General features: G+C 74.6%; 8 protein-coding genes. 2 read left to right on the forward strand and 6 right to left on the reverse strand.

What is annotated here, in order from left to right:
* Nucleotides 1-20: 20 nt before the first annotated feature.
* From Cco03nite_RS02105 to Cco03nite_RS02130, 6 genes are all read right to left on the reverse strand, one after another.
* A complete protein-coding gene (locus Cco03nite_RS02105; protein ID WP_203688188.1) occupies nucleotides 21-3350 on the reverse strand; it encodes a S8 family peptidase in 3330 nt (1109 codons plus the stop codon).
* A gap of 83 nt (nucleotides 3351-3433) precedes the next feature.
* The gene (locus Cco03nite_RS02110) at nucleotides 3434-5041 is read right to left on the reverse strand and encodes an AfsR/SARP family transcriptional regulator (protein WP_203688189.1); all 1608 of its coding nucleotides are present in this window, start codon (nucleotides 5039-5041) and stop codon (nucleotides 3434-3436) included.
* Nucleotides 5042-5364: 323 nt separating this feature from the next.
* Complete coding sequence (locus Cco03nite_RS02115) at nucleotides 5365-6183, reverse strand: alpha/beta fold hydrolase (protein WP_239167042.1); 819 nt, start codon at nucleotides 6181-6183, stop codon at nucleotides 5365-5367.
* Between the two features lie 225 nt (nucleotides 6184-6408).
* Nucleotides 6409-8814 carry an ATP-binding protein gene (locus Cco03nite_RS02120; RefSeq protein ID WP_203688190.1) on the reverse strand — a complete coding sequence of 802 codons (2406 nt, stop codon included), beginning with the start codon at nucleotides 8812-8814 and terminating at the stop codon, nucleotides 6409-6411.
* Nucleotides 8815-9200: 386 nt separating this feature from the next.
* Nucleotides 9201-10091 carry a universal stress protein gene (locus Cco03nite_RS02125; protein ID WP_203688191.1) on the reverse strand — a complete coding sequence of 297 codons (891 nt, stop codon included), beginning with the start codon at nucleotides 10089-10091 and terminating at the stop codon, nucleotides 9201-9203.
* 201 nt (nucleotides 10092-10292) lie between these two features.
* On the reverse strand, nucleotides 10293-10757 hold the full coding sequence (locus Cco03nite_RS02130; RefSeq protein ID WP_203688192.1) for a hypothetical protein: 465 nt from the start codon (nucleotides 10755-10757) through the stop codon (nucleotides 10293-10295).
* A gap of 321 nt (nucleotides 10758-11078) precedes the next feature.
* Between Cco03nite_RS02130 and Cco03nite_RS02135 the strand changes: the two genes are divergently transcribed.
* Together Cco03nite_RS02135 and Cco03nite_RS02140 are read left to right on the forward strand one after the other, a co-directional pair.
* A complete protein-coding gene (locus Cco03nite_RS02135) occupies nucleotides 11079-12449 on the forward strand; it encodes an FAD-binding oxidoreductase (RefSeq protein WP_203688193.1) in 1371 nt (456 codons plus the stop codon).
* 96 nt (nucleotides 12450-12545) lie between these two features.
* Nucleotides 12546-14795: a tetratricopeptide repeat protein gene (locus Cco03nite_RS02140; RefSeq protein ID WP_203688194.1), complete on the forward strand. Its 2250-nt coding sequence runs from the start codon at nucleotides 12546-12548 to the stop codon at nucleotides 14793-14795.
* Nucleotides 14796-14816 lie beyond the last annotated feature (21 nt).

Here is a 14816-nt window from a genome sequence, read left to right on the forward strand (position 1 = left end):
CGCCGCGTCCGGGGGTTTTCTCAGTACCGGTAGGCGCGGATCACGGTCTGCTTGACCGTGTTGCCGCTGCTGTCGGTCGCCGCGGAGCGCAGTGACACGAAACCGGTGCCGGTCGGGTTGCACACCCAGGCCACGGCCTGCTCGCCGAAGCGCAGCACCGGCAGCTTCTGCCAGGACTTGCCGTCGTCGAACGACGCCTCGACGGTCAGGGCCTTCGTCCGGCCCGGCGCCGCCCCGACCTGGCGGTCCAGCGAGATCGGGATCGCGAACAGCCGCCCGGCCGGGGCCCGGTTGTCCAGGTCCAGGTTCGGGGTGTACCGGATCGCGGTCAGCGGCAGCTTCACCAGCTCGCCGTCGGCCACGTGCCCGGACTTGAACGTCCACTCCGCCTCGACCAGCGTCGACAGGGTGAACGCCGGGTCGCTGTGGAACGTCGCGGCCAGGCGGTAGTCACCGGGCTCGGCGGGCACCTGCCACGCGTACGGGACCTCGCTCGCGGCGCCGACCTCGACACCGTCGCGGTACAGGTTCACCTGCACGCTGCCGCCGCGCACGTGCCGGAAGCCCATGTGCCCGGCTCCGTCGCCGTGCAGCGGCCCCGGCCCGCCGATGGTGTCGCCCCAGTAGCGGGTGGAGTACTGCTGGGCGAAGTTCGGCTTCGGGAACACCGGCCCGACGACCCCGTTGGCCCACTTCACCGTGTACGTGCGGCCGGCCTTGAAGCTGGTCCAGTCCGACTGGTAGTAGGTGTGGCGGAACTGCGCCGAGGTCGACTGCCACTGCGCCTGCTTGTCCTGGTTGTAGTACTCGGTGACGGTGCTCGGCACGTCGTAGGTGAACGTCGGCTGGACGTTGCGGTCGTCGCGGTACACCGGGGAGTTGCCCGGCGCGTGCGCGACCGCGTTGCGGCCGACCGGCACCCCGGCCACGTCCGCGCCGGTCTGGGACCGGACCGTGGCGAAGTCGCCGGCGCGCAGCTTGCGGCTCAGTCCGGCCATCATCCGCTGCGGCTCGTAGAGGTAGACGCGGTAGACGTACGGGCTGTTGTGCAGGCCGCCGTCGGGGTCGACCTGGCCCCAGATGCCGTGCACGTACGACACGAACCCGGGCGTCCTGCCGGACCCGATCTGCGCGGTCCGCACGTGCTGGAAGCCGACGTTCATGAGCACGCCGAACGGGTCGTTGCTGCCCCAGATCTGCGGCTGCTCGGTGCGGATCGTCCACCCGGACTCCGGGTGCACCAGGGTCGCCTTCGGGTTCGGCACCGACACCGCGATCGGCTTGGCCTGCCGGGTGTCGACGGTGAGCGACTGGTCCCTGGTCAGGTCGAGGATCGGGCGCACCAGCGTGGTGATGTCCGGATCGCCCTCGTCGCCGGTGACCAGGTAGGTCTGGACGAGGTAGCGGCCGGCGCGGACCCGGTGCGTGGTGGCCGACGCGTCGCCGAGCACCAGCAGCGTCTGCCGGTCGAGGTCCATCAGGACGGTCACCCAGCTCTGGCCGGCCTTGGGCGCGCCGCCGTCCGGGCCGATCAGCTTGAGGGACAGCCGGTTACGGGCGATGTCGAGCGCGACCGGGGTCTGCACCTGCGCGCCGCCGCCGGTGGCGGTGACCTCACCACCGAAGTAGTGGTCGGCCAGGCCCGCGCCGGCCGCGACGGTGACGTCCACGGTGGCGGTGCCACCGGCGGGCACGGTCACCGAGGAGGCGCTGAGGCTGAACAGGCCCGCCGGCGCCGCGGCGCCGGTGGCGTCCTCGGCGGTCAGGGACAGGGCCAGGGTCAGCGCCGAGGCGCCGCTGTTGGTGTACGTGACGGTGCGGGTCTGGGCGGCCGTGGCGCGTTCGAAGGCGACGCTGACCGGGTTCGCCGTGACGGCCTGCCCGAGCGCGCGGGCGACGTCGAGGAAGCCCGCGCCCTGCTCGTACACGCCGATCGTGTCGTTCGGCTGCGCCGAGGCCATCAGCGTCGACTTGATCCGCTCCGGGGTCCAGTCCGGGTGCTGCTGGACCAGCAGCGCCGCCGCGCCCGCCACGTGCGGGGTCGCCATCGACGTGCCGGACAGGCTGGCGTACTGCGGGTTCTCGTCGTTCGGGTACAGGTCGGAGGTCGAGCTGCGGGCGGCGAGGATGCCGACGCCGGGCGCGGTCACGTCCGGCTTGATGCCGGCGTCGCCGGCGCGCGGGCCGCGGCTGGAGAACTCGGCCAGCTCCCCGGTCTTGGCGACCGCGCCGACGGTCAGCGCCTCGTCGACGCTGCCGGGCGAGTTGATCGTGGACTCGCCGGCGAGGCCGCTGTTGCCGGCCGCGACGACGAACAGGATGCCGTACTGCCTCGTCAGGTCGGCCAGGGCCGCCTCGATCGGGTCGGTCCCCGCGCTGTCGGGGCCGCCGAGACTCATGTTGGCGACCTTGACGCCCTGCTGCGCGGCCCAGGTCATGCCGGCCAGGATCGCCGACTCGGGGCAGCCGTCCAGGGTGCAGACCTTGGCGCTGTAGATGCTCGCGCCCGGCGCCATGCCCTTGAACCGGCCGTCGGAGGCGGCGGCGGTGCCGGCGATGGTGGAGGCGACGTGGGTGCCGTGGCCGACCAGGTCGAGGGCGTCGGGCTCGGCGGTGAAGTTCTCCGCCGCGGCGACGCGACCGGCCAGGTCGGGGTGGGTCTGGTCGACGCCGGTGTCGATCACGCCGACCTTGACGCCCACGCCGGTCAGCCCGGCCTGCCAGGCCGTCGGGGCGCCGGTCAGCGGGACGCTGACGTCGAGGGTGGGCTTGCGCAGCCCGTCGAGCCAGATCTTGTCGTACCCGGCCCGCAGCCGCCGCTCGGATCCGGCGGCCGAGGTGAGGCCGTTCCAGAACGACACCGCGTCGGCGCGGTTCTGCGCGACGGCGGTGATCCCGTCGAGCTCACGGGTGGTCCGGGCGCCGGTCAGCCCGGCCGCGGCGCCGCTGTGCTCGATGAGCAGCGGCAGGGTGGCGCGGGTGTCGTCGTAGCCGAAGCCGATCAGCGCCGAGACGTCGAACAGCCGCTCGTCGAGCTTGCCCCGGTTGAGCAGGCCGACGGCGTCGGCGGGGATGACCCGCACGTCCTTTCCGGCGCTGTGGGTCAGGAACGGGATCGTCTCCCGGCCCTTGCCCGGCACGACGCTGACGGCGGTCTGGCCGTCGACGGTGCTGACGTGAACGGTGTCGCCGGTGAGCAGAGTGACCGTTCGGGGCTTGGACGCGACCTGGGGTGTGGTCGCCGGCTGTGGCGCCTGGGGCTGGGCCGCGGCTGGTGACCCGCCCGGGGCCACCGCCGAGACGCCCAGCACCAGCAGTGCCAGCGCCGATAACTTGCGAACTGACGGCATCGTTCTCCTCGACCATCGCGAGAGGTATCCGGGCGGTGATCCAGACGTGACCGGCGAACGAAAGTTCAAAGAAGTGACCTGGATCACATCCGCAGCGTCGCCGCTGCCGGCGCGGCGAGCTCGGCCAGCGGTGCGTCCGGGCGGCTCGCGGCTCTGGCCGCCAGCACGGCGAGGGTCAGCGGCAGCCGCCCGCTACCGGCGATGAGCTCGTCCACCGCGGCGGGCTCCGCGGCGGTGCGCTCGCAGCCGAGCCGCCGCACCAGGTACTCCCGGGCCTCGTCGGGTGGCGGCAGGTCCAGCGGCAGCGGATGGGCGCGCCCGGCGGCGAGCAGCCCGGTGAGCGGGTGGCGGCTGGTCACCACGGCCAGGCAACCGGGTGTGCCGGGCAGCAGGTGCCGTACGTGCTCGAAGTCGCGGCCGTTGTCGGCCACGATCAGGATGCGCCGTCCGGCGAGGATGCTGCGGTACAGCCCGGCCAGCGCGTGCAGCTCGGTCGGCGTGTGCTGCGGGGCGACGCCGAGCGAGCTGAGGAAGCCGCGCAGCGCCTCGGCGGGGCTCATCGCACGCGCGTCGGCGGCCGACCCGCGCAGGTCGGCGTACAGCTGCCCGTCGGGGTACGCGGCGGCGAGGCGGTGTCCGAGATGGATCGCCAGGGTGGTCTTGCCGATGCCCGCGATCCCGTGGACGGCCAGCGCCATGGCGCGTCCCTGCCGGCGGTCCTGGTCGAGCAGCTGCTGCGCGCGGGCGAGGACGTCGGCGCGGCCGACGAAGAACGGATGGTCAGGTGGCAGCTGCGCCGGGGTCGGCAGCACCTGCCGCGGCTGTGCCGGGTTCGGTGGCGACGACGCGGGATCAGCGCCGTCGCCGGACCGGGCGACCGGGCTGCCAGGGTCGGGCGGCGGCGTGCCGCGCTCCGGACCGACGGCGATGCGCTGGTGCAGCAGCCGGTCGTAGGCGTCCAGCAGCTCGGGGCTGGGGTCGATGCCGAGTTCGTCGCACAGCCACCGGCGCACGTCCTGGAAGGTCTCCATCGCCTCGGCCTGCCTGCCGTCGGCGGCGAGCGCGAGCATGAGGCGGGCCTGCAGCGCCTCGTCGAGCGGGTGCGCCGCGGCCGCCTGGCGCAGGGCGGGGATGACCAGGCGTGCCTGCCCGCAGCGCAGGGCGGTGTCGGCGGCGTCGCGTGCGGCGTGCGCGCATTCGGCTTCGATCGCGGCGAACACCGGGTGGGTGCGCGCGTCGGTGTCCAGGCCCGCTGCGCAGGGGCCGCGCCACAGGGTCAGCGCCTCGGCGAACAGCCGTACCGCCGCGGCGGGTTCGCTCGCCTGCCGGGCCTGGGCGACGAGGTGGCGCAGCCGCAGCAGGTCGAGGGAGTGCTCGTCGACCTTCAGCCGGTATCCGGCCGCGTGGCGGATGAGGTGGCTGCCGACGGCGCGTACCGGCAGGTCGGGTTCGATGAGCCGGCGCAGCGTGCCGATGTAGCGGTGGACGACGTTGACCGCGCTGCCCGGCGGGTCCTGGCGCCAGATCGTGTCGACGAGTTCGGTGATGCTGACGACCGATCCGGCGTGGGCGAGCAGCAGGGCCAGCACGAGCCGTTGCTGGCGGCCGCCGAGTTCGAGCTCGGCGCCGCCGCGGCGGGCGGCGACCGGGCCCAGGATGGTGAACCGCACTGCCGATGTCGACTCGGTCATGGGGTGCCTTCGCTGTCGGGCCGGGCCCCGTGCGGGCCGGCTCGGCCCTCCATGCAACCCGCGGATCCGGCCGCTGACCAGGCAGAAGTTACGCAGGAACCGCCGGTGGGGGCTGCTGCGCCTGCGGTGGCGGCGCGCGCAGGCGGCCGCAGTGCGGATCCGGTGGCATTGCAGTGCCACGAACGGTCCGGACTGCGGCCGCGACGCGGGTGGCGGGTGAGTCCCCCGACTCTCGCCACCCGGCGCGGGCGGCGGGTGAGCCCCCCGGCCCCCGCCACCCGCTGCCTTCCGCCCCCCCCTCAGTGCGGTCGGCTCTGGTGAGGTCAGTCGGTCTCGCGGGCCGCCCGCTCGATGAGGTCGGCGGTGTCGTCGGCCCGGGACACGAACACCGCGTGCGAGGCGCCCTTCTCGCGCTGCTTGACGCCGTGGGCGCGGTCGGCGCCGAAGTGCTGCAGCTTCGCCGGGATGGTCCGGTCGGCTTCGGCGATGAGGTGGTAGCTGGGGATGGTGCGCCAGGCCGGCTCGCCCGCCGCCGCCTCGTTGAGCGCCGCCGCCGTGGCCGGGCGCTGCGTCGCGGCCATGAGCGCGGCCTCGCCGGCCGGGACGTCGGCGGCGAACTGCTGCCGGAACAGCTGCTGGTCCACGTACAGGTCGACGTTGCCGTCGGGCAGCGGGACCGGGCGCAGCGTCTCGGGCAGGGTGCTGCCCTCGAACTTCGACGCCAGCGTGAACGCGCTCTCGCCCTGGTCCGGGGTGAACGCCGCGATGTAGACCAGCGCCTTGACGTTGGGGTTGCCGGTGGCCGCGGTCGAGATGACCATGCCGCCGTACGAGTGGCCGACCAGGACGATCGGGCCGTCGATCTGCGCCAGCTTGGCCTTGAGCTGTGCGGCGTCGGAGGCGACGCCCCGCAGCGGGTTCGGGGCGGCCACGACCGGGTAGCCGTCGCGGAGCAGTTCGCGGGTCACGCCGTTCCAGCCGCCGGAGTCGGCGAACGCGCCGTGCACCAGCACGACCGTCGGCTTCGGACCGCGGCTGTGCGTGGCCTGCGCGGCGCTGGGGGCGATCGCGGTGACGCTCGCCACGCCCAGCACGGCCGCTGCGGCCACGCCCATGGCCAGGAACTTCTTTCTCGGTGACACGTGTCTTTCCTTCCTGAGGTCGGACCCACCGCCGTCGCGGGTGCGGTCCGGGTTGTCCGGTGGCGGCTGCCGTCGGCTCTGCGCCGAGCCCCTTCGCGGGCCGCTGCGCCACCTGGGGCGACGCGATTCGTGTCCGCCCTGTCCCCACCGACGTTAGGCGGGCCCGGTGCCGAACCAGTGGCACCGCAGTGCGCGTGCGGTTCACTGCCCGCCCGCCCGGATCACTCAGGCGCGGACCTTCTGACCTGCGGGGACGTATGCGTTGCCGTCGAGGGCCGCCAATGCGGCCCGCGCCACACCGATCGACGCGGTGCGGTGCTCGGCGCAGTGGACGCCGACGTGCGCGTGCCGTGCGATGCCCCGGTGCCAGGCCCAGACCGGGACCTCCACCTCGCACAGCGCTCTCGTGCAGGACGGGACGCGGGCGTGCTCGGCGGCGCCGTGACCGGGGCCGCCGCCGAGGAGCGTGATCGCGCGGGTCAGGTGCGCGCGCGCCTGGTCGGTGTCCCCCAGCGCCCAGTGCGACCGGCCCAGCGTCAGGTGGACGCGGCCCGTGAAATGGGGCCCGTGCGCGCCGGCCAGGGGCAGCGCCCGCGTCGCCTCGGCCAGCGACTGCGGCCAGCGCCGCACGTCGCCCAGGCACCGGGCCAGCGCCGCCTGGGCGGTCATCCGGGCCGTTCGGGCCGCCGCCGGGTCGACCGGACGCGCGTCGAGTTCGCGCAGCACCGCCCGGAACGCCTCGATCGCCTCGTCCGGCCGGCCGAACTCCACGTACGCCTGCGCCAGTCCCAACCGGACCTGGACGTACCCGTCGTGGTCGCCGGCGGTGCCGGCCAGGTCCAGGGCCAGCCGGTACGCCGCCACGGCCCGGCAGGCGTCGGCGCCGAGCCGCCACGCGTGGGCCACGTGGTGCATCGCCCCGGCCTGCTCCCGCAGGTCGCCGAGGTCCTCGGCCAGCCGGTAGGCCTCCATCGCCAGGTCCACGCCGTACGCGTGGCGGCGCTGGCAGACCGACACGGCCCAGGCGTGGTAGGCGAGATGGGTGATCTCCTGCCGGCGGTCGGGCAGCCGGGCCGCGGCCGCCCGTGACAGCCGGAAGACCTCCGGCCACCGTCCCGCGTGGACGCATCGTTCCGCGTGCCAGTGCAGCGCCTCGCCGACGTCGGCGACCCGCTGGTGCCGGCCGTCGGCGGCAGCCGAGCGCAGCGCGGACAGCCAGCTGTCCGCCTCGGTGCGCAGCCAGGCCCGCGCCTGCTCCGGTGAAGCCGACGCGGGCAGGCCGGGCCGGTCGGCGGGCGGGCCCGCGTCGGGCGCGAAGCGCCGCCCCGCCGCGACCGCCGTGTCCAGCAGCCAGTCGACCATCCGCCGCCCGGTCCGCGCCCTGGCCGGCGCGGGCTCCTCGCCGCGCAGCCGGTCGGTGGCGTAGAGCCGGATCAGGTCGTGGAACCGGTAGCGCTCGCAGCCCTCGTGCTGCAGCAGCCCCAGCTCGGTGAGCTCGTCGAGCCTGTCCTCGGCTTCGGCGGCGTCGACCTCGGCCAGGACCGAGGCGTGCGCGGCGGCGAAGTCCGGCCCCGGCACGTGGGCCAGTCGCCGGAACATCACCTTCGCCGGTTCGGACAGCTGGGCGTACGACAACGCGAACGCGGCCGCCACACCCAGGTCCCCGACCTGCAGGTTCGCCAGCCGCCGGTCGGCGTCGGCCAGTCGTCCGGCCAGATGCCCCATCGTCCACGCGGGACGGCCGGCCAGCCGGGTCCCGGCGATCCGCAGCGCCAGGGGCAGGTGCCCGCACAGCCGGGCGACCGCGCCGACCTCGTACCCCGACGCCTGGTCCGCGGCCCGGCCCGCGACCGCCCGCAGCAGCTGCGCGGACTCGACCGGGGTCAGCGGTTCCAGCGCGATCCGCAGCACCCCGTCCAGCCCGCCCAGCAGGCGGCGGCTCGTCACGACCACCATCCCGGCGCCCGCGCCGGGCAGCAGCGGCCGCACCTGGCGCTCGTCGGCGGCGTTGTCGAGCACCAGCAGGCAGCGCCGCTCGCGGGTGATCGCCCGCAGCTGCCCGGCCCGCTCCTGCTCGTCCTCGGCGATGCCGCGCGATGCGACACCCAGCGCGCGCAGCAGCCGCCGCAGCGCCTCACCGGCCCCCATCGGCTCGGGGCCGGTCCCGCGCAGGTCCAGGTAGATCTGCCCGTCGGGGAACAGGTCGCCCAGCTGCTCGGCCGCGCGGACCGCCAGCGCCGTCTTGCCCAGCCCCGGCTGGCCGTGCACGAGCGCCACCGGTGTCCGGCCGCCGCCCGCCACGGCGTGGCCGTGCAGCTCCCGCAGTTCCCGCGCCCGGCCGACGAAGTCGCCGATCCCGCGCGGCAGCTCGCCGGTGCGCGGCCGGCCGGCCCGGCCCTGTGCCCGCTCCTCCCGGACCAGGGCTTCCAGCCCGGCACGGTCCCGGTCTTCGAGCCGTAGCGCGCCGGCCAGCGCGGCGAGGGTCCGTTCCTGCGGGGCGCGGCTGTGCCCGCGTTCCATGTCGCTGATCGCCCGGCCGCTCACGCCGGACGCCGCGGACAGCTCCTCGATGGTCATCCCCGCCGACTGCCGGATCTCCCGCAGCCGCCGGCTGAACGCGCAGCCGGTCATCACGCCCCCCGTCGCCGCGTCACCCACCCCCGAGCGGGGATCGCTCCGGTGTGCCGGGCAGGTCGCGGTCGCGGTCAATCGTGGGCCGGGAAGGCGGCGGCTGCCCAGCCCGGGGCCGGTTGCGGTGAGATCTTCGGCGGGCTGTCACAGATCCGGTGTCCGGACGGTCCGCACTGCTCAGGGCCCTGCCGAATCGCCCAAGTGGGCACTGAAGCGGCCACGGCCACGGTGCTGCCGACCGCACCCCGCACCAGGCCGTCGACGACCGGGCCGACCACAGCGGTCCTTTCAGATGAGCCAGCCTGGTGGCCGCCCGCGCGCCGGTGGGGAGGGCGTTCACCGTGTTGCGGCCGGCGGGCCGCCAGGCTGGGGCTTGGGGAGGAAGGTCAGTGCGTTCGCGACCGGTGCCGGACGATGGCCAGCGGGGCGTGGGCGTGGTGCAGCACCGCGTGGCTGACCGAACCCAGCAGCAGCCCGCCGAGCACCCCGCGCCCGTGCGCGCCGACGACCACCAGCTGGGCGGTCTTCGACTGCTCGGCCAGCACGTGCGCCGGGGCGCCCCGGACCAGCAGATGCTGCACGGCCACCTGCGGGAAGCGCTCGCGGTAGCCGGCGACCGCCTCGGGCAGCACCCGGTCCAGTTCCTCACCGAGCCCGTCCACGTCGTGCACCCGGGCCACGAACCCGGCGTGCGGCGCCGGGGTGGCGTACAGCCACGCGTGCACCGCCACCAGCGTCGTGCCGCGGTTGGCGGCCTCCTCGAACGCGAACCCGACCGCCTCGACGGACAGCTCCGAACCGTCCACACCGACCACGACCGGGCCGCCCGCGCGCGGCTCGTCCCGCACCACCAGCACCGGGCACAGCGCCCGGGCCGTGACCTGCACGGTGACCGAGCCGATCAGCAGCTCGGCGAAGCCGCCCAGGCCGCGGTTGCCGAGCACCAGCAGCACGGCCCCGCGGGACTCGTGCACCAGCACCGGCGTCGGCGCGCCGTCGACGACCACACCCGTGACCGGCACTTCGGGGGCGATCCGGCCCGCCTCGGCGACGGCGTCGGCGACGTAGCGCTCCGCCTGGTGGCGCAGACCCCCGTCGGCGGGTCCGCCGGGCGCCGGGCCGACGGGCACGTGCATGAGCGGCCAGATGAACGCGTGCACGACCCGCAGCGCCCGCCCCCGGCCAGCCGCCTCCCGGGCCGCCGCACGTACCGCGGCCAGCCCCTCGGCGGAGCCGTCCACGCCCACCACGACAGGGGCACCGGCGTTGATCGTCATGGCATGTTCCTTCGCTCGTCGTCGGCGGCGCGGCGCGATACCAGCCGAACCGGCAGCCGCCGTCCTCGTGCCCCGACGACGCTACGGACGCGCAGTGCGCAGGCAGTGGCGAACGAGTGCGTGCGCGGCGTCACCCGCGCACGCCGAAGGGCCGGCCCCCGTGGAGCCGGCCCTTCGGCGCACCTGGTCACCGGTGCCGCGTCAGTAGTAGATGCAGCCGCTGCCGTTCATCATCGGCCAGCACAGGTAGGTGCGGGTCTGCGTGCCGTACCCGCCGTCGACCTTGACGTTCGGGTCGATGTTGTTGCGCCAGTAGTTCTGCGCGAACTTCAGCGCCGCCTGGGTCTTGCCCCCGAAGTCGTTGTCGTCGTCGAGCCACTCGTACCCCTCCCAGCCGCCGAAGTTGAAGTTCAGCGCGCGCTGCAGCTCGCCGACCCCGGCGTTGTGCGAGCCGCGCAGCAGCCAGCAGTTGAAGTTGCTCGACCGGTACGCGGGAATCGACGCCGAGTACGTGCCGCTGCCGCCGTAGTCGCGGATCAGCGTGCCCCGGCCGTCGCACTGGGGGTTGGCCGCGTGCGCGGCCGACGGCCCGACCAGCTGCACCACGGCCGCAGCGAGGACGATGACGACAGCCGCGAGGCCGCGCCGGGTTCCGGACTTGAACATCGTCTTGCTCCTCACCCGATTCCTCGGAAGATGGAATCGCCTGCCCACAGCCTCACCGGCGCGGGCACGGGCGGCGGCGGCCGCCGACCGACTCCAGACGGCCCCGGCCGTGCACCTGATCGCGCGCCCGCGCGGGAACCGAACACCGGACTGGACCGGACACGGGCGCGGCTCGACCGCGCGGCCGGGGGCGTCGAGCCCGTGAACCGGCGCCCGTCGCCGGATAGGATCGGAGATCGAAGGTCATGGTCCCCGGCGGCGAGGCGCGCCCGCGACGGCCGTGGCCGCCAGGAGGTGCCCCATGCGCAGACCGGCCTCGGCATGACCGGTTCCGTCGACTTGACGCCCCTGGTGGACGCGCTGCCCGCCGGCTGCGTCATCGCCGACCCGGACCGCATGGACGCCTACCGGTGGGACCGCGCCAACGATCCTCACGCCGGTGTGCCGCTCGCGGTCGTCCGGGCCACCTGCACCGCCGATGTGCAGGCCGTGATGCGGTTCGCCACCGCACACCGCGTCGCCGTGGTGGCCCGCGGGGCCGGGTCCGGCCTGTCCGGCGGCGCGTCGGCCGTGGCCGGGTGCCTGGTCGTCTCGACCGAACGCATGCGCGAGATCACGGTGGATCCGTCGTCGCGTACCGCGGTCGTCGAGCCGGGCCTGTTCAACGCCGAGGTCAAGGCGGCGGCCGCCGAGCACGGCCTGTGGTATCCGCCCGACCCGTCGTCGTACGAGTTCTGCTCGATCGGCGGCAACGTCGCCACCAACGCCGGCGGCCTGTGCTGCGTGAAGTACGGCGTCACCGGCGACTACGTGCTCGGGCTGACCGTCGTGCTCGCCGACGGCACCGCGGTCGAGCTGGGCGGCCCCCGGATCAAGGACGTCGCCGGGCTGTCGCTGACCAAGCTGTTCGTCGGCAGCGAGGGCACGCTGGGCGTCATCACCCGGATCGTGCTGCGGCTGCTGCCGGCCCAGCGGCCGCGGGCCACCCTGGTCGCGACGTTCGCGTCACTCGACGACGCCACCGGCGCCGTCCTGGCGGTCACCCGCGGGCTGCGCCCGTCGATGCTGGAGTTCATGGACCGCACGTCGATCAACGCCGTCGAGGACCTGACCAGGATGGGCCTGGACCGCAGCGCCGAGGCCATGCTCGTCATCCAGTCCGACGAGCCCGGGACGCACGCGGCGGAGGAGATCGCGCGCATCGGCGAGCTCTGCCGCACCGGGCACGCCGTCGAGGTGTTCACCACCGACGACCCGGACACGGGTGAGGCGTTCACCGTGGCGCGGCGCATGGCGATCCCGGCGATGGAGAAGAAGGGTGCGCTGCTGCTGGAGGACGTCGGCGTGCCGGTGCCCGAACTCGGCACGCTGGTACGCGGCATCGAGGAGATCTCCCGGGCCCGCGACGTGCGAATCGCCGTCATCGCCCACGCCGGGGACGGCAACACGCACCCGCTGATCGCCTTCGACCCGATGGACGCCGACCAGTCGGCGCGCGCCCAGCTCGCCTACGGGGAGGTGATGGAGCTCGCCATCGGCCTGGGCGGCACGATCACCGGCGAGCACGGCGTCGGCCGGCTCAAGAAGGCGTGGCTGCCCGACTACCTCGGCCCGGACGCGCTGGAACTCAACCGGCGCATCAAGGACTGCCTCGACCCGGCGGGAATCCTCAACCCCGGCGCGGTCTTCTGACCCCGGTGGTCGCCACCGGGCGGCCCGGCCCGTTCACCTGATCGTCGACCGCCTGCGGAATTCGGACGCGTGACCACACCGGATAGGGTGACCTATGTGGACGAACGCACCAGCCCGGTCACGCAGTTCTGCGCCAATCTCCGAACCCTGTGGCAGGCATCCGGACGTGACCTGCCGAGCATCGCCCGGCAGGTGCGCATCAGCCGGACCCAGCTCTACGCGATCCTCGACGGGCAGATCAAACGACCGCCGGACTTCGAGACCCTGGTACGCCCGTTCGTGCTCGCCTGCGGCGCGAGCGAGGCCGAACTCGCCGAGTGGCGCCGCCGCCACGACGTGCTCGTCGGCGTCCACGAAGGACTGCGCCGGCGCGGCGGCTCCCGGCCCGCGGGCCCGAACCTGCTGCCCGCCATGGCCGGCAGCTTCGTCGGCCGCACGGCACTGCTGAGCGCGCTGGACACCGCCGCCCAGCCGGTCACGGTGGTGTCCGGGCCGCCCGGCATCGGCAAGACCACGCTCGTCGTGCACTGGGCGACCGGCCAGGCCACCGCCTTCCCCGACGGCCGCCTGTACGCCGACCTGCGCGGATACGCCCGCGACGGCGACATCCTCGACCCGGCCGACGCGATCCGCGTCTTCCTCGACGCGCTCGGGGTGCCCGCCCGGGACATCCCCGCCGACCACGCCGCGCAGGCGGCCCGGTTCCGCGGCCTGGCCGCCGAGCGCCGCCTGCTCGTCGTGCTCGACAACGCCCGCGACGCCGACCAGGTGCGCCCGCTGCTGGCCGCCGGCCCCGGCGTACGCACGATCGTGACCAGCCGCAACCCGCTGACCTCGCTCCTCGCCGAGTACGCCGCCGCACCGGTGCCCGTCGAGCTGCCCAGCCAGGCCGAAGCCGTCGAGCTGGTCCGGTCCCGGCTGCCCGGCCCGGCCGACGACACCGCGGCCGCCGACGCCGTCGCCGCCTGCGGGCGGCTGCCGCTGGCGCTCGCGCTGATCGCCGCCCGGGTCGCCCAGACCGGGTCGCCACTGGCGACCGCCGCCGCCGACCTGCACCGGGCCGGCTCGCGCAGCCACGACACCCTGCACGCGGTGTTCTCCTGGTCGTACGCGGCGGTCAGCCCGGCCGCCGCGCGGCTGTTCCGCCGGCTCGGCCTCACCGCCGGACCCGACATCGCCGCCGACGCGGTCGCCGCCCTCGCCGGAGTGCACGACGCCCGCGCCGAGCTCGACGAGCTGGTCGACGCCGGTCTGCTGGTCGAGCACCGGCCGGGCCGCTACCAGCTGCACGACCTGCTGCGCGACTACGCCCACGAGCAGGCCCGCGCCGTCGACGACGGCGACGAGCGCCGCGACGCGCTGACCAGGCTGCTCGACCACTACACGCGCAAGGCTCACGAGGCCGACCGGGTCCTGAACCCGATCCGCCCGGCGATCCCGCTGCCCGTGCCGCCGTCCGAGGGCAGCCACCGCCCCGACTACCGCACGGCGCTGGCCTGGCTGGAGGCCGAGCGTTCGGTGCTGATGGCGACGCTGCGCCAGGCCCGCGACGACGGCCAGGACCAGTACGCGTGGCAGCTCGGCTGGGCGCTGGACACGTTCCTGTACGAGCAGCACCGCTGGCACGACGAGGGGGCGGCGTGGGCGGTGGCGCTGCGGGCGGCGACCGCTTCGATGGACCACGCGGCGGCCGCGCACGCCCACCGGTTCCTCGGCGCGGTCGCCGGGCGGCTGCAGCGGTTCGCCGACGCGTACACCCACATGCACGAGTCGATGCAGCTGTGCCGGGACACCGGTGACCACCGCGGGGAGGCCGAGACCGAGTTCGTCCTGTCCTACGTGTGCTTCCTGCAGGGCGACCTGGCCAAGGCGCTGGCCCACATCGAGCGGTCCCTGGAGCTGTGGTCCGGGCTGTCCGACCCGAGCTGGGCGGGCCGGGCCGCCAACGGCGTCGGCCTGTACCTGGTCTACGGCGGCGACCCGGCGGCGGCGATCGGGTACTTCCAGCGGGCCGCCGCCGACCAGCACCTGGCCGGCGACACCGTGAACGAGGTGGTCTCCCTGGACAACATCGGCCAGGCCCACCACGCCCTCGGCGCGTACGCCGCCGCGATCGAGCAGTACGACATCGCCCGTGACCTGGTCCGGGAGCTGGGTGACCCGGTCCTGGACGCGCAGCTGGCCAACCACGCCGGCGACGCGTTCCAGGCGCTCGGCGATCACGCCACGGCCCGTGAGCGCTGGGAGCACGCGTACAAGCTGTATGCCAACGCCGGCCATCCGGTCGCCGACGACGTCGCCCACAAGCTCGCGGTCCCGCAGCCGGATCCGGGCGACCGCCGGTGATCGGGTGATCGGTTAAAGGTG

The sequence above is a fragment of the Catellatospora coxensis genome (assembly GCF_016862635.1).
In the GTDB taxonomy this organism is placed as follows: domain Bacteria; phylum Actinomycetota; class Actinomycetes; order Mycobacteriales; family Micromonosporaceae; genus Catellatospora; species Catellatospora coxensis.